We start from the raw sequence: 19,751 nt of genomic DNA, 5'->3' as shown, positions 1-19,751 counted from the left end.
CCTGCGAGGAAAGCACCTCGGCCTCGCGCAGCTTGTGGATGATCTCTTCGGAACTAAAGCGTTTCTTGGGCATCGTCCAGTCTCCTCGTCATAAGTCTATGAACTTTGGATCTGGACCAGAAATTTCAGGTCAGCTCAGGACCGCTTACCACCGATCCCAATACCTGGAAGAGCGGCGTCCCGGTACGCCATTGAATGAAGCGGACTGGATTCGAACATCCATCGTCACTGTGCAATCGTGCGTCGAACGGCTTGAAGCATCTCCGTCAGTCGATAAGGCTTCGGCAAATAGATGGCGCCTTCTATAGCGCTGGTATCAACATATGGCTGGCCGGACGTCACCAAAACTTTAAGTCCATGCCGAAACTTTCGAGCCCGCACCGCCAATTCTATGCCATCCATTCCACCCGGCATCATCACGTCAGTGAAGAGAAGATCAACAACTTGCTCTCCCTTCAATAACGCGAGTGCCTTTATCCCATCACTGAAATCAATGACGTGATAGCCTTCGTCCTCCAGCGCCTCTCTGGCCAGTTCACGCACAGGCTCAGAGTCCTCGGCAATAAGAACGATTGCAGCCACACTGCGAGACATTGGACTTCCGGAGGCAATGGGGGTTAAGAGATGCCTTCAAGTCGTGAAGGAAGATGGCCGCTACGTGAGGATCTTCGCTTGCCAGACCGCCACTACCTCAAGCAAATTGTCGAGTTGTCCGAGGACTGCGTAAATGAAATCGGTTTCGATGGCCGTGTGAAATCGATAAACAGTTTTGGCCGTAAGCTTCTACATGCAGAGTCTGACGACATCATTGTCGGAAAAGTGTGGTCGTCACTATGGCCCTCGCCTGCGCAAACTGCAATCGAAAAGGCAGTTTCCGACGCCAAGCAGGGATTCACGACACGCCTTACCGAGGCGTGTCCGACTTTCAAAGGTGAACAACGTATCTGGCGCGTGACGGTTGCACCATTAACAGGTGTTTTAGGAGAGGTTGAGGCGGTCCTGGCTGTTAGCCGAGACATCACCGAGAGCCTGAACGCCGAAAAGGCGCTCCGACTGCTCAATGAAGCCCTGCAGCATCAGCTAAACGATATGAGGGAGCATCGCAGGGAGTCAGTCCAGCATGGCGAAGATCTTGAAAAGCGTCTGGAACTATCCCTTGAAAACCAGGATGCCTTAGATGCTGTCAACCTTGAGCTCCAATCACGCCTGGACTTGTCCACTGCGGCACATCAAGTTGCGGAGATGGCTGCTTATCAAGCACAAAAGGGAGAGGCCATCGGGCAGCTCGTTGCAGGACTGGCACACGACTTCAACAACATGCTTCAAGCCTGTGTCTCTTCGCTCAGTGCAGTGATCGACAAACCAGAGGCAATGTCCGAACGGCAAAAGAAATTTCTAAAATATGCATTGGATGCAGCCTCCCATGCTGGGGTCATTGCCAGTCGCCTTTTGGCGTTTGCCAGGATTCACCCTTACAAGGCAGCACCATTGCTTCTCGATGAAGCGATCAAAGACATATTGCCGCTCATTAAGCACAGTGTTGGAGCAACGATGACAATCAGCCTTTGCGACTGTAGTGAAAGGTTATGCATCGTGGCAGACATGCATTCGATTGAGCAAAGCTTCATGAATCTGTGTATCAACGCGAGAGATGCCTGCCGCGGGCATGGTGAAATCATCATTTCATTCGGAAAGCACCACGTCGCGAAGGAAGACATTTCCGTTAATAAGACCGAGGGTGATTATGCTTTTGTAGAGGTGAAGGATTCGGGAGAAGGGATGTCTGCAGCGACATTAAGCCGTATGTTTGAGCCTTTTTTCACAACCAAGCCGCCGGGCAAGGGGACGGGGCTGGGGATGGCACAGATCTATAGTACAGTACGAGGTGCGCATGGCTTCGTGGAAGTTGAATCCGAAGCCGGCAAAGGAACAAGCATCCGCCTGATGTTCCCAATCGTGGACGCGATCGAGTGCGCTTAGGCAATCCCGATGCTGCAGGAAAGTGGAAGCGCCACCTTAGCTTAGCCAGGCTTCGTCCACGTCGATTCAATATCGTCTTTTACAGCATCGTCAACGTCGCTCACTGAAGCGCCCCCAAGCTGATCAATGCGGCCGTGCCGCATGCCATAGAAATGGCCTTCTAGCCTGTAAGTGGCTGTCCACGTCACACGGTCAGAGTTTGCATGTTGATAGTCTCCCTCATACGTATATCCATTTTTTGTCTTGCCAGAAACGATAGCCATGGATGCTCCCCTGGACAATTTGCCTCAGCATATTCCTTTATTGAGCCCGGAGCGGTGCTGGCGAGCGAACTCCGGCCAGGTGTGTGACATCCGCTAAATCCTGTCAACGCGTCGCATCGTCAAATTACACCCAGCTAACAACTGCAAGCGCATGCTGCCCGAGCGTCTCAGCCGCGCGGTCCTATTCCCTAACGCCAACTGAGTATCTCCCCAACCTCCAAGCTGGGGCTGCGGTTCTGTCCGCTCAAAATCCGCTGCGCGGATTACCACTCAAGGCGAAATCATGTCTACCCATGACTCCAACACCTCGCAAGCTTCCTCCACGAACATTGTGGATACAGCAGTGGCGAACGGCTCCTTCCAAACACTGGGAAAGGCTATCGACGCGGCTGATTTGGCGAGCATTCTGAAAAGCTCTGGGCCTTTTACTTTCTTCGCACCAACGGATGCCGCTTTCGCGAAGCTCCCCCAGGGAATGCTCGATAGCTGGTTCAAGCCGGAAAACAGAGCTGAGCTAATTTCCGTGTTGAAGTATCACGTTCTGCCAGGTAGGGCATCAGCCGTTGAAGTCGAGAAATTGACCGCGCCAACGATGATGCAAGGCCAAAAAGCTCCGATAACGAAAGATGACGAAGCGCTTAGCATCGCGGGTGCCAAGATTACTCAGCAAGACATAACATCAAGCAATGGCGTCATCCATGCCATCGACACGGTTCTTGTATCCAGAAAGCGCTAACCAACGTAGGTTTGTGTTGGGTGGTCTCGTCATAAGGGGAGGTGATTGGCTGGCTAGGATGCCTTCACGGGAAGGACGCCCATCAGCGGGCGTGGACGCCCCTGTGAGAATGAAGAAGTTGTGCCCCTCTCACGTCACTCGTACCAGATATCACCATGACCATGATTTCGCTGCATATTTCAAAAATTGCTATTTAAGCCATACGAGCGCAAGATGGATCAACGTCGAGCGCAACTTGCCCGGCATCTCACCTGCGATCGCATGTTGTCGCCTATGAGTCTTACCCTACCTCTCGCTCCGTAGGGTCCTCTCCAGTGTTGTCGCGCACTTTCGCGATCATCTTCTCAGGCAAATCGACCATGCCACGCAATGTTGAGCCGCTATCAGCGGCCCAGATTCATAGTGTCTATGCATCCGGGAGCGATCCCAAGAACAAGGCGGTTGATGCAGAAGCAATTCGATATTCGAAAACTTCAGCCTATGTCCGCGATCCGGTGCTTTCAGGACGCTCGCCGCTGCACTCTAATTTTTCGAGCAATAAGAAAAAATACTGACGGTTAATCGACCAGTGGAGCCTTCATCCCCTGGGCCTAACGTGTCTCAGCTCGGCAGGACGCCCTCACTGAGAAGGAATCTCCGCTGAGGGCAAGGATGCCCAGGTGAGCTTGAACAACATCGTCACTTGCTGCAGCAGGGGCAAAAAAGCATCGAGCGCAAGACAACATGGGCCCAGTTCATCCTCCATCCATGGCGTCAGTAGAAGCATCCATGCACAACTCATTCGCCACCAACACACTGCTTGCGCTCCGGTTACCCGAGGTCGACCTTCTATTTGGAGACTTACGCCATCGATACGATAGGTCTTCGACTCGATCACTTGGAACTCATATAGCCATTCGGGCCGGCCACTGTTCGTCAGGTGAATGGACTAAAGAAACCTTTAGGTTGCTTGCCGCAATATGCGCATTTTCATCACCTTTCGAGATCGCATTAGCGCGCGTGGGTTATTCCCGCGGTGTCGTTTATTTCACTCCAGAGCCATCAGAGCCCATCTTTCGCCTTAAATCCAGAATCGCCAGGATTTTTGCCAATAGGCAGTTGGAAACACTTGAGACCATTCCAAGAGTATCGATGGGTGGAGGATTGTCGCCTAGTCAGACCGTCATGTTAGGCATGGCCCTGGAAGGCCGGATCAAGCAACGAGGCGCACTGATGGCCGTATGTAGCGAGCTATCACTGATGACGAACGATGAAGGCCAGTGGATGACCAGTGAAAGATTCGCGCTGGGCGAAACATCATCCCGATTCTGACGCTGGGATGTCCGTCGTATTCAGCAATGCAACGCTCGTTCTACTGGCGAGCATTAACCAATCCACCTGAAAGATTGATGCTTATCAAGCAGGAGCCGTCATGTCTAGTCATCGCCAGTCCACTGCGGGAGGCACCTACACCGGCAGCGGCTCCTCCAGGTTGTTGCTCACCAGCGAGCGCATTGCGTCAGACATAGATGCATTCAATAAGGCTGGTGGCCATATTGAGGTGCTTGGAAACACGCCAATTGTCCGTCGATCAAAAGAGGCCGTAACGGCCGCCGATGCGAAAAGCTCCAAAACGACTCTCAAACAGACCGCCGACGGCAAGTAGGCAACACCATGGAACTTCACCTACGAGTGTGGGATGAGCGGGGCCAGGAGTTGCAAGCGATCTGCTCGCTTGTCGACCTGGATACGCGTACATGGGATGTAATCCTATCGGACCTAAAGGGGCAAATGGGAAGCTTTCGCGTGAAAGCGCCGGCGGGGTCGACGCTGGAAGAAGCCATCATCGTGGAATTGAAAGAGCGCGCCATCCATGCTCTAACAATCCCTGGCATTACCAACCCGCATTGAATGGCATCGACGATATTTCCAGAAAATACATTCTGCTTCGAATCAAAGCACGCGTCGTCACCGGGCATCGCCTCGGAAGTATCACGATATACGTGGATCCCTGACACCTCCGTGAGAAAATATGGATACCGAGCTAACGCGGGTACTAACGGTGAGAGACGCGCGTGGCGATGCCCTACAAGCACACATTGCACGCGGAGAAAAAGGCTCTCTTAACGTCAAGCTTGTCATCCCAAATGGGCCGACTTACGTGAATCGATTTACCAGAATGGCGGATGACAAATTGGTATCTGCGATAGAGCGATGGATAAAGAGAGAATGGATACAGGCCCGGCTGTAAGTTGACACCATGAATGCCACTTGTCACCGATAAAGAACGGGCACGTAACAAGAGACGTGTCACCGTGATGAAGCTCGCTCAGGTTCCTCCGGAATCAGTGAAGCAGAGGATTTTCAGATGAATAACCAAGGCCCCTCCAACCCATCCCACAACCCTGCTCAACCGGCCAAACAGGCGGGGAATGATGATGGGTCCTCGAAAGAACGGGAGCAGCAGGGCGCCCCGCATAAGGACAAGGAAGCCCCTTCTCAGGGTCAGCCATCCGCCGATCAAGAAGGCACGACAAAGCGCTGATGCAGCGTTGCGCTGAACCACAAGACGTGCGCAAAAAGAAGGCCTGCATTTGCGGGCCTTTTTTTCTACAACGTGTTGACATCACTTTATGCAGCTCGAAAAGACATAAGTTTTGCAGGAGGCTCCGATGCCTGAGATCAAAGGTTCATACAGAGGCCTGATCTACATCGCCATCTATCGACGCGAAGGGGCAACGCTAGCCTGGTCGGCAAGCATCGAAGACGATGAAGGTGCCGTTACTTTCATCACCGGCCACTTTGCATGTCGAGAAGAAGCCGCGACTTGCGAATTATCCCTTCGTCAAAAAATATATGAACGCATGGATGCCTACGTGGGTCCAGGCGACGCTCGGCTCTTCCACTAAAAGTGGAAGTGGTATCGGTTAGTAGTGGTCGGCGACTACTTTGCCCACGGGTTTCCTTCCATAGGGACGTTGCCATAGCGTGTTGCGATTGGTATCCGGAATCGCCCGGGATATATCCATCTGGTCCGTGGTTGCATACGCCCGATACAGGTTATCCCCCCAATATCGGCGGACGCCAAACTCACTAACCAGGGACTGGCTACACTCTATGACAACGCCAACTAGGGTTTACCCATGTCTACGTCAATCGGAACCCAGATCAACCGCCCAACGGATTACGATCAACTGCGCGAAACTGCTATGCGGTTGGTCCAATTGATCTATCAAATACAAGATCCGTCTCGTCCAAATCCTTATGCCCCCTTGGGCGAAAAGATCATGGGAGATGCACGCAGGATCCTAAACGAAATTGAGGTTTTCAAGCCAGCCAAGCCATAGTGTGTCTAACTTGGTTTCGGCTTTGGGTCTAAAGCGGACGTAACAACTTCACACGGCATGCGGATTCACTCGCTGGGTCATTGGGTCGACCACACCGTTACAGGTATGCCGTGACTCATCAACAACGCGTCCACCTGGGCGATCACCCAGTCCTTATCCTCACTGCCGGCGGAAAGGATCGCAAGCTGCACCATGCTGCGAATTTCCGCGAGGAACTCAATGTCGTCTGCGTGCCGCCTCTTTGCCTCGGGAACGGTGGCCTCAATGTCGTCGAGGATTTCGCGGAGCTGCTTGCGAGTTTTCATTAATCTCAGAAATGGTTGCGACTGCTATGAGTCGGAGGCGGGCCTCAATCGTAATTGATTGCGATAGCCAGATACGGTCACGCGCAATGTCCACTATCCATGCGTAAAAGAACGGCGGTGATCTATCATTTGTAACTACCCTGGGCAGGATATGGACATGCCATTTTCCAAGATCGACCTCGTCGACTGCTTGCTTCTCAAGGAGCTGGCCGGCCGCGCGCGCGCTCCCTTCCAGGAACTGGGACGCCGCCTTCACTTATCTGCGGCCCAAGTACAAGAACGGGTGCAACGCCTGGAGGAAAACGGCTTCATTTGCCGCTACACCACAGAGCTCGTTCCGGAGGCGCTCGGTTACTCACTGCAGGCAATTGTGCAAATACGCCCAATGCCGGGCCGCATGAAGCCCGTGGAGAAGCTGATCGAGGGCACTCCGGAAATCGTGGAATGCGACAAAGTCTCGGGTGATGACTACTTTATAGCGCGGCTATTCGCACGATCCATGAAACATCTCGACAGTATCGTGGAGCGACTGGCGACCGATGCCACCATCAGCACAGCCATCACCGTCAAAGGCCAGATCATCAGACGCCGGCCGCCGCCGGTCGAACCCATGTGAGCCATGCTTGGGCCGAAATGTTGGTAGCGTGATGCACGGCAATATCGGAGCTTGCTAGACACACAACTATTCCTGTCCCAAGTAGCTATCAATTTTCCGACAAGCCACCGCGATTGCTTCACCAGCTGAATCTGCATCAGTATGGTTCTTTCCAGGCTCCACAGCTTCCGGAAAGTTCATCTGCAAAGCTCGCGGAAAATTCGGCCTTCGCTGCCGTTCCGAAGGAAGCGTAAAATTGGCCCTATAGCCATCGGTATGGATGTTGTAGCCATACCTGATTTCGATGCCCCTGTGCTCAGTCGTTTCGTATGGCATGCGTCTCCCCCTTATGCCTGACACCATTTCACGACAGTAGCCTTCTGCATTCGCCCCTGTACATCTGGGGACCAGGTTTGGCATCCGTGCCGCGTTCAGCACGAGATTCACTTGGCTGGATTCGGATCTGGCGGCAATATGGAAAGAGCTAGGTCTCTTCCCTTTCGAGCAGCATTTATTCTTTCAACAAAGTTCTGTTTCGCCTCGGCTTCCGATGCCGGGTTGCCTTGTTCGCTAAAAAGTAAGCCAGCGAAATCGTCATAGATTTTTTTTATCTGATCAGTGTACGCGTTGTAGATCGCATACGTATCTGAAATCGGCTTATCTGAAAACATTTTACACTCCTTGCATCAGGTGCGAACGAAAAGTAGGCGGTGAGTTTTTTCTTTCACCGAAAACATGGTGCAGGTCTAATCTTGGAAATATGTACCGTATGGCGTTTTTCTGTGTACAGCCCTTTTCCACAGATGCGACCCCTTGCATTTCGCCTGGAACGGTAGCACTCTCTTCCCGTCCCCGCCAATTCGGGGGCCAGGTTTGGCGACCTGATTTTCAGAAGGCGCAACGGCGCCGATGGCGCTTTTTTTGTGCCCGTTGCGTAGCAACCCGCTTTCTATGGCGGGCGTGCAGGGCAGCCTTCGGGCTGGCCGGTGACCTTCTGAACCGGTTCGCCAACCCTGCACGTCCGCCACCCTTGCCGCAATGGCTTTGGTGGCTCACTAGAGGGCTGAGCTATGGCAACCAACACAATTACCTCGAATCTCCAGCAACCGGCCGACCGCCTGTTCGCACTGGTGTTCCAGCACTGGGACGAAGAAGGCGACGATGCGCGCATCTTTGATGCCGCCTCCGGGAATACCACGTCGGCGCGCGATCGCCACCTGGCCAACACCGAACGCGAGATTTTCGACCTGTTCGTCGACGGCGGACACAGCGAGGCATACGCCTCAGCGTTGCTTGACTTCATGCGCAGACCCTGCACGCAGCAGGGGGACTGGACGCTGGTGAAGGGTGGCGTGCCGATCACGGCTTACATGGATGAACTGACCCAGAAGGGACTGTGACCATGAAACATCAGCGAGGTGATCAAATGAACGCTCCCGCGAATACCATCATTGCTAAAGAGTTCTTTTCGCTCAATGGGCGCTATTGCATCGACCCATCTTCAAAGCCTACGGATCTTGCAAGTGATGCCAGCTGCCTGCTGGACGGCGTAATTCAAACCGTGCAGGCAGTGATCGATGGCATGTCAAACAAAGGGAGTCAGATGAGCGCAGACGCGCATAAACAGGTGCCGGCAATGCTGTTCGGAGTACTGTTCCAACTCGAAATGGTTAAAAACCTTACCGATGCCCTAGAGATTTTGAACTGAGACAAATCGGTGTAGCGGAACGCCCTTGCTTCTCTCCAATCTCAGAGGTAGACCATGAACATGAAGCCAGAGAACATCGCAGTTACCCCTGCCGAAACAGATAACGCTCGCAAATTTTTCCAGTTTTCAGGAACCTATAACGTGTCATCGGACACGTCAGCAGAGTCTATGGCAAGCGATGCGTCCGTCTTTCTTGACTCCGCGGAAGCCATGCTCAACAAACTCATTTTGGGATTCTGTGCAGATGTTCCTCTTGAAGATCAATCGATGATCTTCGGCATACGCCACTTCGTTGAGATGGCAAAGAATCTCTGCGAGGCTGTTCAAGCCGACCTGGAGAGGGCCCGCAAATAAGTGCCCGTCACGAAACATGCAATGCGCAGAATGACTTGCTAGGTTATGTGTAATCGGTTTATGCCGCGCCTAGGCTGATCCCCGAAAACCACGCACCTTCCGTGGCTGGCGCGGCTCCCATTTGAAGGGCGCTTGAAGGAGCGCGCGTGTCCATCCAATCACTCTCCGACTATTTATCTCTAACTGAGACATTGGGAGCACTTGGGGTGGCAAGAGATAACTTCTGCCGAGCCATTGAGGAGGGCAAAGTGACTCTGCCTGGCTATCTTCGATCAGGCTCCAAGCTATTTCTCGCTGACTTCCTATCTGGCCTCTTTCACGAGTCGGACAAGGACAAGATGAACGATGAGGTGATGGGATATTTGAATTGTGATAAGACCAATGGTGGCGGACGACTTTTGGCTGACTTGCTAGATACCCGTAAGGATGGAAGCGAGTGGACGAGGCGCCACGATCTTCGCTCAAAGCTATACATGCTCAAGCCATGGAACGGATGGTTTATTGCCTTCCCTCATGGACCCCTATGGGGTGATTGGCGTAATACCAATGGCATCCAGGGAGCGGAATGCGTGATTCACCCAGAGCAATTGGGCGACGATGGTGTATCCATTCAAGGAGTGCTGTTAGATCATATCCTGCCCGTAGATCCATCTGACCCAGACTTCCCGCACTTCGCACTTTCTGGAACAGTGCGATTGACCAGGGATACCTTGATACGTTGGGCCCGCGCCGGGCGTTTTGTCAGTCCAGTGAGAGTCACGCCGCCCTCGTGGTGGATCAGCGAAAGCGTATTCGTCCCGTGGACAGACCGTGGAGTCCCGAAAAATTACTTTGCATTGCGCTATCCGACAACCGAAGGTTGCATAGATACACCGCCAGATAGCCTTTCATTCGTACCGGCTCATGGCTGGCATGACACCCCCACAGATGATGATTTGCTATTCCGAAGGGATGATGTGGAGGCACTACTCAATAACAGGCTTGATGCATCACCTGCCTCGAAGCCGAGTAGGGCAGTACCTGTCAGCCAGCAGAACGAAAAGGCAGTTCTCGAAGCCATTAGGCTGCTTAATTATGACCCCCTCAAGCTTCCTGCTCAAAAGCGCGGTAAACCAGGCATAAAAAAGGATGTACGAGACCATGTCGCGGTAAGTGGACTGAGCGACCACCAGTTCAATGACGCCTGGAAGCGCCTGCGTAAAGACGGACGAATCAAGGACGCAACCTAGGTACGAGCTGGGGTAGGGTATGGGGAAAAATACCCTATACCCCACAGTTGCACTCACCCATAGTTGTTGAGATTTGATGGATGTCGCCCCGTCCGGGGTCATGCGCCGCCACCCGGCGGCGATGAACTGGAAGCGATATCATGTATACGCAATCGCCTGCGACTGGCCCAATTCATCAGGGCGCACTACTGCCAGCCACCGGCTATCTGCGTCAGCCGCAGATCATCGGTAAGAAGCCGTCTAAGGACAATCCTGGCCTACCCGCCTTAGTGCCGGTGAGCGCCAGCACACTCTGGCAGTGGGTACGTGATGGCAAATTCCCCAAGCCGGTAAAGCTGGGTGAGCGCATCACCGCCTGGCGCGTCGAAGATATCCGCGCTTATCTGGAAAAGGTGGCTGCATGATGATCGCACCAAGGCATTCCATTGCACCGGTGACCGTCTTCCTGCTCGCCATCCTGGTTTTACTGATAGCGGGGTGCCAGCAATGACCCCCTCCCAGATACGACGAAGCCAGCCGGTAAGGGCTGGCTTCAATGAAGGCAATCGTCTTGGCGGACGCACAAATCCTACCACTAACCGCAACGCATCAGCGACGGCGCGGCTCCGTGATCTGCAGCTCGAGCGTCGCATCAAACGCCTCGGGCAGGCCTGTGCCGCCGCTCAGGCCGCCGGCAATCAGGAAGACGCGGCCGTCCATTGGGAGCAATTCCGCTGCGCGATCACGGAGCGCTCTCCCGAGCAAATCGAGCGCATGGAAGCCAAGCTCGGTCTTCGGATCCGCCGTCAGGTGAAGTCGGCATTGGTGCTGGCGTTCTGCCACGGCTGGATACCAGCGGCCGCGGTCACCACAACCTTCCATGTGCTCCAGTTGCACGGGGTATAGCCATGGCACGCGCCCGCAACATCAAACCCGGCTTCTTCAAAAACGATCGGTTGGCGGAGTGCCAGCCACTTGCTCGCATCCTGTTCTCGGGCTTGTGGTGCGAGGCGGATCGCGAGGGTCGCTTGGAAGATCGGCCGAAACGACTGAAGGCAGAGTACTTGGCGTACGACAACTGCGACGTCGACGAACTGCTGACAGAACTCGAGCAACGCGGCTTCATCATCCGCTATGTCATTGATGGAGCGCCATATATTGCCATCCCCGCCTTCAAAAAGCACCAGAACCCACACGTTCGCGAACCGGCTAGCTCGATACCAGCACCAGACATGCACAGTGCTTGCACTGGTATTGACCCGGTTCAAGCACAGTGCTCGCACAGTTCCGGCCCGGCTGATTCCCCTTCCCTGATTCCTGATTCCCCTATCCAGAAAAAACCTCTTGCTCAGCCAGCTGAGCGACGTGTCGAAAATCCAACCGTGGAATTCGATCGGTTCTGGGCAGCGTATCCCCGGCATGCGGGCAAGCGAGCCGCGATGAAGGCGTTCGCCAAGCTCAAGCCCGATGGCGAGTTGCTGGGCAGGATGCTCGCCGCGGTGAAGCGCCAGCAGCAGACGGACCAGTGGCAGCGTGACGGCGGTCAGTACATCCCCCATGCCGCGACCTGGCTCAACGGACGCCGCTGGGAGGACGAGGTTCCCATGGACTTGGGTGACAGCGGTGATTCCCGCGCTGAAAACAGCGACCTGCTGCGGAGGGCGATCTGATGCGTGCTACCGAGATTGCGCAGCGACTTTCCGCGCAGGTCGACGCCGTCGTCCGCATGCTGCTTCCCAACGGTAAGCGCCAGGGCCAGGAATGGCGCGCAGGGTCTTCCGAAGGCGAGGCTGGTCAATCGCTCGGCGTGCACCTCACCGGCGACAAGGCGGGCGTGTGGAGCGACTTCAGTACCGGCGAAAGCGGCGACCTGATCGGACTCTGGATGGCTTCGCGGAAACTCTCCCTACGTGACGCGTGCAAGGAGGCGATGGATTACCTCGGCATCCGCGAAGACAAAATTGATCCACCACAGAAACGCTTCCAGCGACCGACGAAGGAGGGGGTGCTACGTCTCCATTCAGAGCATACTGCGTGGCTCACAGCGACTCGCAGAATCGCTTCCAGCACTATCGACGCGTACAAGCTCGCCTCGCGTGATGGCTGGCTGATGTTCCCCTACCTGCGTGATGGTGAATTGATCGCGGCGAAGTACCGCAAGCTGCCGAAGTCCTTTCGCCAGGACCCCGACTGCGAACCGTGCCTCTTCGGATGGCAAGCGATCGCCGATGACGCGCGCAGCGTGATCATCACCGAGGGAGAGCTGGACGCCATGGCCTGGCACACCTACGGGTTCCCGGCGCTGTCTGTGCCGATGGGCGGCGGCGGCGGTGCCAAGCAGGGCTGGATCGCCTCGGAGTTCGATCGGCTGGCGGTTTACGACACCATCTACCTCTCCCTGGACAGTGACGGCCCCGGCCAGCAGGCAGAACGAGAGATCGCCGAACGACTCGGGCGTGAGCGCTGCCGCATCGTGCGCCTGGCGCACAAGGACGCCAATGACTGCCTGATGCGAGGCATTGAGGCCGGTGACATGGCCGCCGCACTCCGGGACGCACGCACGCTGGATCCGTCGGAGCTGAAGCCGGCTGCGGACTTCGAAGACGCGGTCTGGAGCGAATTTACGCGCGTTGACGACGGCATGCGACTTCCGTGGCAGAAGACCCATAACGTCCTGCTCCTGCGCCCAGGCGAAACCTCGATCTGGGCTGGCGTAAATGGTCATGGCAAGAGCGCAGTCATCTCCCAGGTCGTCGGTGACCTCGCCACCCATGACGTCCGATGCTGTGTCGCATCGATGGAATTCAGGACGCCGGTATGGCTGATGCGCATGGCTCGCCAGATCGCTGGCACACCTCATCCGACCGAGGCCTATATCCGGGCTATTGTCCGCGCGCTCAAAGGGCAGCTTTGGGCCTTCGATGTCGCAGGCTCTGCCAAAGCCCAACGCATCCTGGAGGTTTTCCGATACGCGCGCCGGCGCTACGCCATCGAGCTCTTTGTCATCGATAACCTCACGAAGTGCGGTTTCGACGATGACGATTACTCGGGCCAGAAACGATTCGTCGAAGAGCTTTCGGACTTCGCCCGATTGGAATCGACTCACGTCGCAATTGTTGCCCACATGCGCAAGGGCGATGGTGAAGACCACCCTGCCGGCAAGATGGCCGTGAAGGGGTCCGGCGGAATCACCGATATGGTCGATACCCTGATCGAAGTCTGGCGCAACAAGCCGCTCGAGCGGGCACTCGAACGTCTCGAACGTGATGGCACGCCAGTCCCTGATCGCATCGGAACGGCTAGCACGTATCTCAACGTGCTCAAGCAGCGCGCGACGGGCGTTGAACCCTCGATCGCACTCTGGTTCGACAAATCCACCACCCAGTTTCTTGCCGCGCCCGATCATGCTCCGCGACCAATGGTCCCTTTTTCCGCGGTGCCTGCAACAAACCACGTCAGCGCGTAAGTGCTGGCCCGAATTTCAAGGTAAATGAACGATGCGCTTCTACAACATCGTAATCACACAAAGCGGTGGAACGAAACCGTTTATCGAGTTGACATCGCACCCTGGCGGAACGTTTGACCCTGCTGCGTTGAACGTCGAATTCGATATGCCGATTGCGCCCTACAACGTTCCCACGGGAGCCATGGCATTGACAATTCATGGCGTCCCCTTGGTGAACATCAGCCAGGCGTACAAACTTGTCGGCATGAACATCGCCGTGTACGGCGGAATGAAGCAGGGACTACCACTAGCCAATCCATTGCAAAGCGGCATGTTGCTGCAAGGGCAGATCTGGCAGGCATTCGGAAATTGGGAGGGCACCGACATGCGCCTAGATCTGATCATCTATCCACCGGACCATTCCAACGACCTTCCCGGCAACTTCGTCTTGAATTGGCTCCCCGGCCAATCGCTGGCAGATACGCTGAAAGCAACGCTGTCGATCGTGTACCCCAGCATTCCGGTGAGCATGAACATCGGATCGAACCTGGTGTTCGATTCGACGAAATGTCACTTCTGCGCCACGGTTGAGCAGCTCTCACAATACATCGGTGATTTGACCGAGAAGGTTTTCCAACAACGGGTAACGATCACGCTCCAGGGCGGAAAGTTCATCATCTTCGACAAAACCTATAAGCCCTCGCCTATTCAAATAGTCTTCACCGATCTCATCGGCCAACCGACCTGGATCGCAACCAAAACCATGCAGATGAAAACGGTGATGCGCGCGGACCTGCAGATTGGATCGGTTATTACGATGCCAAAAGGCCTCCAAAATGGACCTGGCTTTGTGGTTGCGCCATCGGGCGCCGCCCTGTCATCGGATGGCGCCGGCATCGCGTCGACCAACAAGAACCAGTCCACTTTTCAAAACAATTTCACCATCGCGTCGATCCGGCATATCGGCAGTTATCGATCGCCTGCCGGTGAGGATTGGGCCACTGTTTTCGATTGCGTGGAGGCTGGCTGACCATGGGCAACAACTCAACGAAGCTTTCGCTCCAAAGGTCACTCAACAGCCTGGCCATTGGCCGTGCTCAGCAGGCAATCCAGAACACCGGCCGCGCACTACCCTGCAGTGTGGTGGCCGTAAGCGGCTCGCTGGTAACCGTGAAGTTCGAAGTCGACTCGACGCCCTGGACGCTGCCGCAGATCACCATTCCAAAAGCCGAGAGCCAGTGGGTGCGGATGCCGACCCAGGTGGGCGATATCGGCCTGACGATCCCGGGCGACGTCAGCCTCGCCGGCGTGACCGGCATGGGCACCGGGATCGCCAACATGGCCTTCCACGGCAACCTCTCCACGCTGGTTTTCCTGCCGCTCAGCAACAAGAACTCGCCGCCGATCGATCAGAACGCTGCCCAGATCGAGGGGCCGAACGGAGCCATCATCCGGACAACCAGCGGCAACGCATCGCTCACCGTCAACGACGACGGCATCACCATGAGCTTCGGTGGGAAGACGGTCACCCTCAACGGTACTGGCCTGACGATCGACGGCGTGCTGTTCGATTCGCACACCCACCTTTACGCGCCGGGCAGCGGGACGCCCACCGAGACAGGAGGACCGCAATCATGACCCGCAAGATTCCACCCACGACACCAACTGATGGCACCGGCAAGAAAACGCGGAAGGAACGTCCCGATCTCACGTATTGGAAAACCCTCCCCAGGAAGTCGAACCCAGCTCCAGGAGAGACAAGCCGCGGCATTCCGGCTGACTATGCTGGCGACGACCCTCGCCTGTGCAACGCTCCAACCATGTCAGGACGCCCGTGTCGCGCCCTTGGGATCTATCCGAACGGCCGGTGCTTTTCACATGCGGGGCCGGCCATACGGCGCAAGTCACCCAAGGCTCGGGCATCGATTGAGCAGGGATTGAGGGAGCGGAGGAAGCTCAAGAACTGGGTGGCCACGCAGTTTGAGAAGAGAGGGAGATAGCCGATACGTGTCACTTCTCACTTCGCGCGCGCTACCTGCGCGCGCACGCGCGCGAGGATGACTTAACCAACTGATGCATTTCGAATTTGAGCGGGAAGCGCATTAGCAATTGACGAGTTGCCCGCGCCCCTGAGTTCTCCGGTTTGAAACCGGAAAACCTCCTATTGGTTCGCCTGGCAGCAGAGATCCAGGCTTCCATGCCGGGATTGGATCCGGTGGCTCCGGGGTCATGAATACGATGGCGCAGAAAAGATTTTGTGAAGGCCGAGTGATGGTAGGGCGCCCAAAATGAGGCTGCCATCGCCCGGCTCAAAATCACGGCCGGGCGGCCAGGTCGATCTGTCCCGTTAACACCCCGAGCATGGCGCTCATCGTGGCGTTGAAGAGCTGGGGGTTCGGGGCCGAAGTATCCTGATGGCGATCCGGCAGGTCCGACAGAAGGTCGTGCCAGGTGTGTTTCATGAGCTCGGGATCAGGATGGGTGGCGATCAGGGTACGCACCCCATACTCCAGGGCCTTCATGGCTCCGACCATGGCGGAACAGATGTCCTCGCTCCGCTTGATGGTTTCGAGCATTTCTTGTTCGGACATCAATGGCCTCTCCAGTGGTTATGGCATGTGTGCGGCGCACAGCGGACGTACCGCATCCCGGCAATCAAGACCAGTCAAATTTGTTGCGTACGGTTGAGAAGCAGCGATGGGACAGGAGTGCCCGCCCCATCCTGACCGGCGCGAGCCGGCTTTGATATTGGCCGATAACGATCTTAATCGGACGTTTTCGTAGCCTGTTCCATCGCTTTACGAGCCCTAGCGGGACAATCCTCCAGAAATTCATGGCTCGCGTAATCTGGAACGCCGGCTTGGTTCCGCATCTCCGGGCGCATGGCAACCGCGGCTACTACCCGGCGGACCAACTCGGCCAGGTCATCAGAATCGCGGTAGACCTGCCCAGATGGCCCGTAGGCATGCCGATTGATCAAATCCTCTTCGACGGTTCCTTGGGGCTCTCCCGAGGCCAGGAGGGACTTCGCCTCGATCCCCATCTTCCATTCGAGCGTGCAGGCCTGCAGATAACCGCTATATGCGATCGACCGTTGATGCTCTTCCTGTAAGCGCTCCCTGGCCATCTCTTCCCGCTCGCCCTGGGCCTTCCTGGCTTCGTTTAGGGCTTGCTGGCTGATCCATGTGAGGCGGTAGGGCTGGCTCGGGTCCGAGCGAACGGAGGTCAGCACCCCCGTCTCTGTGCCGCCGGCCTGGTAATGCAGGGTGGCATAGCAGGCAATTCCTTGAATGGCGCCGTTGGGGTCAACCGGGATGCCCAATACCCTGGCATCGTCGACAGTGATGCTCCGGGACTCGTCAATGGACGAAATACGCTGTTCCACACCGCCGGCCTGTCCGATTGAGGCATTGATGCTGGAGATGGCCCGCGGTTGATCAAGGTAATACGGGGCACATTGATCGTTCGGCTTCGCGGTGAAGCTACCGAGTTCGTAATGAGCCCCAGCGGGGGCTGGGAAGATGCAGCCGGATAGGCTGACGATCGAGAGGAATGGGAGAAGGCGGATTGGCTTCATGGCAGAGGTCCGAAAGTGGAATGGGCTCTCGGACGTCTGGACGTGCCTGGCTTGGGAAGATTTCCAAACGCCAGATAAACGCGAGTCTAGTGGGTGCGTGGCGACGGTAACTTTGACGGTAACAGGCAAATGGCAATGGAATTTAAATCTTATCTATCAAATAGATAATCGACTTATTCCGGTGCACCCATACCACCATCTATCCTTTTCCCTGCCGCAATCGACGAAACCCGCGTAATTCCGGGGTTTTCGTGTGTCGATGCCGGTCAATTCACTGACGGTTCCACGATCGGGCGACGCACGCTCCATGCGCTGCCGGCGGACGCTGCCACGACGGCGCCGATGGCAAGCCATTGCAGGGTGTCCAGCTGCTCGCCCAGAAAACTCGCTCCGGCCAGTGCGGCGACCGCGGGCTCCAGGCTCAGCAGTACGCTGAAAGTGCGCGTGGGCAGGCGCGTCAGGGCCACCATTTCGAGCGAATAAGGCAGCACCGAGCTCAGCAGTGCCACGCCCAATCCCAGCGGCAGCAGGGCGGGCGACAGCAAGGCGATGCCCGCATGCGTGAAGCCCGCCGGTACCGCTACCAGGGCGCCGATGGCGATGCCCAGGGTCACTGCGTCCGGGCCATAAGCTGCGCCGGCTTTCTGCCCGAACAGAATATAGAGCGCCCAGCCGACACCTGCTGTCAGTGCATACAACACGCCTGTCGGATCGAGCGCTTGTGCGTGCCCGCGCAACGGCAATAGCAAGAGCAATCCGATCACTGCCAGGGCGATCCATGCGAAATCCGACCAGCGGCGCGATGCAAACAACGCAAGCGTCAGTGGGCCGCTGAATTCCAGGGCCACCGCAATGCCCAGCGGAATGCTGCGCAAGGCCATATAGAACACGAGATTCATCACGCCCATCGACAGGCCGTAGCCCCACAGCGCGCGCCAGCCGGTGTGGCTGTGTGCACTGCGCCACGGTCGCCGCAGCAGCAACAGGATCAGCGCGCCCAAACCGAGCCGGAATGCGGTGGCGCCTTGCGCTCCGACGAGTGGAAACAATTGTTTGGCGACGGCCGCGCCGGCTTGATACGACGCCATGCTGATCAGCAGTGCGCCGATCGCCAACGCCGTGGGGCCGAACGACAAACGAGAAGGCATGGTGGGGACTCGGGATATATAAGGTCATGATGCAGGCCGGCCGGCGAAAAAACTTCCCGTCCCAATCGCGCTGCTGACATCGGATGGCAACAGTTTCTCGTTGGCGGCGATCTGACGCCGCACTCGAAGACGCCATCATGGACATGCGCCGCATCCCCTATCGATCATACGAGTCACCATTGCCATCCACGAAGGAAGCACTTCCGCATGAATCTGGCCTTGTTCGACTTCGACGGCACGATTACCCACAAGGCAATGTTTGGCGATTTCATCCGCTTTGCAGTATCGCGCCGGCGCCGCTTGCTCGCCGCCCCGGTGTTTGGGCCGATGCTGCTGGGCTACAAGCTGGGCGTGGTGTCCGGCAACACCATTCGTGCACGCGTTGTGAACTTTGGCTTGCGCGGCATGCCGGCCGATCATGCGAACGAGATGGGCCAGCGCTTTTCTCGTGAAATCCTGCCGACCGTGCTGAGACCGATGGCGCTGGAGCGGATTCGCTGGCACCGCGAGCAAGGCGATCGCGTGGTAGTCGTTTCGGGTGCGCTGAATGTGTATCTCCAGCACTGGTGCCATGAGCAGGGGCTTGAATTGATCTGCTCGCGCCTTGAGGTAGTGGCGGGCAAGTTGACCGGGCGCTATGACGGACTGCAATGTGTTGGCGCAGAAAAATCCAGGCGCGTACGCGAGGCCTGCGAGCTCCGGCACTTCCCGCTGGTATATGCCTACGGCGACACCGAGGAAGATCTCGACATGCTGGGCATGGCGCACAAGAAATATTACCGCTGGCGAGAGGTGGCCTAGCGCGCCCGTGCATGACACGTTCTTGTCATCCGGCACGGGCCGCGCGATGCCCATGGGCACATGCCCCATGGTCATCAGGCGGTGACATCCGGCTTGCTAATCTGGCGCGTGGCACCTCGCGCTAAAAGGACTATGCTGATTGGCCTGTCACTTGAATCCTGCGCACTGCGCTGCCATCCGGCGCCGGCGCCGCAGGTACCCAGGTGATGCACGGCCATGAGCACGGCTGCATCCGCGGATGGGCCTGCCGAATTTTGACACTGCTGCGAGCGACCTCGCGGACTGCCCCGGTCCAGACGGATAAC

General features: G+C 56.4%; 25 protein-coding genes. 18 read left to right on the top strand and 7 right to left on the bottom strand.

Annotated features, from left to right (window positions below):
• Window positions 1–225 precede the first annotated feature (225 nt).
• A complete protein-coding gene (locus tag IGX34_RS04575; protein WP_192554463.1) occupies window positions 226–594 on the bottom strand; it encodes a response regulator in 369 nt (122 codons plus the stop codon).
• Window positions 595–672: 78 nt separating this feature from the next.
• Here IGX34_RS04575 and IGX34_RS04570 point away from each other — a divergent pair, with 78 nt between their 5' ends.
• The gene (locus IGX34_RS04570) at window positions 673–1,980 is read left to right on the top strand and encodes a PAS domain-containing sensor histidine kinase (RefSeq protein ID WP_192554462.1); all 1,308 of its coding nucleotides are present in this window, start codon (window positions 673–675) and stop codon (window positions 1,978–1,980) included.
• Window positions 1,981–2,021: 41 nt separating this feature from the next.
• Here the strand turns inward: IGX34_RS04570 and IGX34_RS04565 are convergent, their stop codons facing one another.
• A complete protein-coding gene (locus IGX34_RS04565; protein ID WP_192554461.1) occupies window positions 2,022–2,243 on the bottom strand; it encodes a TonB-dependent receptor in 222 nt (73 codons plus the stop codon).
• 283 nt (window positions 2,244–2,526) lie between these two features.
• On the opposite strand from IGX34_RS04565, the gene IGX34_RS04560 reads away from it, so the two are divergent.
• The 5 genes from IGX34_RS04560 (at window position 2,527) to IGX34_RS04540 (ending at window position 5,867) form a co-directional block, all read left to right on the top strand.
• Entirely contained in the window at window positions 2,527–2,979 is a 453-nt protein-coding gene (locus IGX34_RS04560; RefSeq protein WP_192554460.1) for a fasciclin domain-containing protein, read from the top strand.
• 359 nt (window positions 2,980–3,338) lie between these two features.
• Window positions 3,339–3,533 (top strand): hypothetical protein, encoded by a 195-nt coding sequence (locus IGX34_RS04555; RefSeq protein WP_192554459.1) that lies wholly within the window; start codon window positions 3,339–3,341, stop codon window positions 3,531–3,533.
• Window positions 3,534–4,390: 857 nt separating this feature from the next.
• Complete coding sequence (locus IGX34_RS04550; RefSeq protein WP_192554458.1) at window positions 4,391–4,624, top strand: hypothetical protein; 234 nt, start codon at window positions 4,391–4,393, stop codon at window positions 4,622–4,624.
• An 8-nt stretch (window positions 4,625–4,632) separates the two neighbouring features.
• Window positions 4,633–4,869 (top strand): hypothetical protein, encoded by a 237-nt coding sequence (locus tag IGX34_RS04545; RefSeq protein ID WP_192554457.1) that lies wholly within the window; start codon window positions 4,633–4,635, stop codon window positions 4,867–4,869.
• Window positions 4,870–5,630: 761 nt separating this feature from the next.
• Complete coding sequence (locus tag IGX34_RS04540) at window positions 5,631–5,867, top strand: hypothetical protein (protein ID WP_192554456.1); 237 nt, start codon at window positions 5,631–5,633, stop codon at window positions 5,865–5,867.
• Between the two features lie 515 nt (window positions 5,868–6,382).
• Here the strand turns inward: IGX34_RS04540 and IGX34_RS04535 are convergent.
• Window positions 6,383–6,610, bottom strand: a complete 228-nt coding sequence (locus IGX34_RS04535) for a hypothetical protein (protein WP_192554455.1) — start codon at window positions 6,608–6,610, stop codon at window positions 6,383–6,385.
• Between the two features lie 157 nt (window positions 6,611–6,767).
• Here IGX34_RS04535 and IGX34_RS04530 point away from each other — a divergent pair, with 157 nt between their 5' ends.
• On the top strand, window positions 6,768–7,226 hold the full coding sequence (locus IGX34_RS04530) for an Lrp/AsnC family transcriptional regulator (protein WP_192554454.1): 459 nt from the start codon (window positions 6,768–6,770) through the stop codon (window positions 7,224–7,226).
• Window positions 7,227–7,648: 422 nt separating this feature from the next.
• Here IGX34_RS04530 and IGX34_RS04525 read toward each other — a convergent pair whose 3' ends face one another.
• Entirely contained in the window at window positions 7,649–7,876 is a 228-nt protein-coding gene (locus IGX34_RS04525) for a hypothetical protein (protein ID WP_192554453.1), read from the bottom strand.
• A 399-nt stretch (window positions 7,877–8,275) separates the two neighbouring features.
• On the opposite strand from IGX34_RS04525, the gene IGX34_RS04520 reads away from it, so the two are divergent.
• From IGX34_RS04520 to IGX34_RS04475, 10 genes are all read left to right on the top strand, one after another.
• Window positions 8,276–8,605: a hypothetical protein gene (locus IGX34_RS04520; protein ID WP_192554452.1), complete on the top strand. Its 330-nt coding sequence runs from the start codon at window positions 8,276–8,278 to the stop codon at window positions 8,603–8,605.
• A gap of 2 nt (window positions 8,606–8,607) precedes the next feature.
• Window positions 8,608–8,913 (top strand): hypothetical protein, encoded by a 306-nt coding sequence (locus IGX34_RS04515; protein ID WP_192554451.1) that lies wholly within the window; start codon window positions 8,608–8,610, stop codon window positions 8,911–8,913.
• Between the two features lie 54 nt (window positions 8,914–8,967).
• Entirely contained in the window at window positions 8,968–9,267 is a 300-nt protein-coding gene (locus IGX34_RS04510; RefSeq protein ID WP_192554450.1) for a hypothetical protein, read from the top strand.
• Between the two features lie 146 nt (window positions 9,268–9,413).
• Window positions 9,414–10,496: a hypothetical protein gene (locus tag IGX34_RS04505; RefSeq protein ID WP_192554449.1), complete on the top strand. Its 1,083-nt coding sequence runs from the start codon at window positions 9,414–9,416 to the stop codon at window positions 10,494–10,496.
• A 140-nt stretch (window positions 10,497–10,636) separates the two neighbouring features.
• Window positions 10,637–10,900, top strand: coding sequence for a helix-turn-helix transcriptional regulator (locus IGX34_RS04500; RefSeq protein WP_192554448.1), 264 nt, complete (start codon window positions 10,637–10,639; stop codon window positions 10,898–10,900).
• Between the two features lie 82 nt (window positions 10,901–10,982).
• Complete coding sequence (locus tag IGX34_RS04495) at window positions 10,983–11,381, top strand: hypothetical protein (protein ID WP_192554447.1); 399 nt, start codon at window positions 10,983–10,985, stop codon at window positions 11,379–11,381.
• 2 nt (window positions 11,382–11,383) lie between these two features.
• Complete coding sequence (locus IGX34_RS04490; protein ID WP_192554446.1) at window positions 11,384–12,145, top strand: hypothetical protein; 762 nt, start codon at window positions 11,384–11,386, stop codon at window positions 12,143–12,145.
• Window positions 12,145–13,941 carry a toprim domain-containing protein gene (locus IGX34_RS04485; RefSeq protein ID WP_192554445.1) on the top strand — a complete coding sequence of 599 codons (1,797 nt, stop codon included), beginning with the start codon at window positions 12,145–12,147 and terminating at the stop codon, window positions 13,939–13,941. The genes IGX34_RS04490 and IGX34_RS04485 overlap by 1 nt, the downstream gene beginning before the upstream one ends.
• Window positions 13,942–13,972: 31 nt before the next feature.
• Window positions 13,973–14,950 (top strand): hypothetical protein, encoded by a 978-nt coding sequence (locus IGX34_RS04480; protein ID WP_192554444.1) that lies wholly within the window; start codon window positions 13,973–13,975, stop codon window positions 14,948–14,950.
• Window positions 14,951–14,952: 2 nt separating this feature from the next.
• Window positions 14,953–15,558 carry a hypothetical protein gene (locus tag IGX34_RS04475; RefSeq protein ID WP_192554443.1) on the top strand — a complete coding sequence of 202 codons (606 nt, stop codon included), beginning with the start codon at window positions 14,953–14,955 and terminating at the stop codon, window positions 15,556–15,558.
• Between the two features lie 677 nt (window positions 15,559–16,235).
• On the opposite strand, the gene IGX34_RS04470 is transcribed toward IGX34_RS04475, so the two are convergent.
• The 3 genes from IGX34_RS04470 to IGX34_RS04460 form a co-directional block, all read right to left on the bottom strand.
• Window positions 16,236–16,511 carry a hypothetical protein gene (locus IGX34_RS04470; protein ID WP_192554442.1) on the bottom strand — a complete coding sequence of 92 codons (276 nt, stop codon included), beginning with the start codon at window positions 16,509–16,511 and terminating at the stop codon, window positions 16,236–16,238.
• Between the two features lie 173 nt (window positions 16,512–16,684).
• The gene (locus IGX34_RS04465) at window positions 16,685–17,497 is read right to left on the bottom strand and encodes a hypothetical protein (protein ID WP_192554441.1); all 813 of its coding nucleotides are present in this window, start codon (window positions 17,495–17,497) and stop codon (window positions 16,685–16,687) included.
• 266 nt (window positions 17,498–17,763) lie between these two features.
• Window positions 17,764–18,645: an EamA family transporter gene (locus IGX34_RS04460; protein WP_192554440.1), complete on the bottom strand. Its 882-nt coding sequence runs from the start codon at window positions 18,643–18,645 to the stop codon at window positions 17,764–17,766.
• Between the two features lie 207 nt (window positions 18,646–18,852).
• Between IGX34_RS04460 and IGX34_RS04455 the strand changes: the two genes are divergently transcribed.
• Window positions 18,853–19,446: an HAD family hydrolase gene (locus IGX34_RS04455; RefSeq protein ID WP_192554439.1), complete on the top strand. Its 594-nt coding sequence runs from the start codon at window positions 18,853–18,855 to the stop codon at window positions 19,444–19,446.
• Window positions 19,447–19,751: the final 305 nt, after the last annotated feature.

Source organism: Dyella acidiphila, from assembly GCF_014863405.1.
GTDB lineage: Bacteria > Pseudomonadota > Gammaproteobacteria > Xanthomonadales > Rhodanobacteraceae > Dyella_B > Dyella_B acidiphila.
The sequence above is the reverse complement of the archived record's forward strand: the minus strand, read 5'-3'. Positions and strand labels throughout refer to the sequence as shown.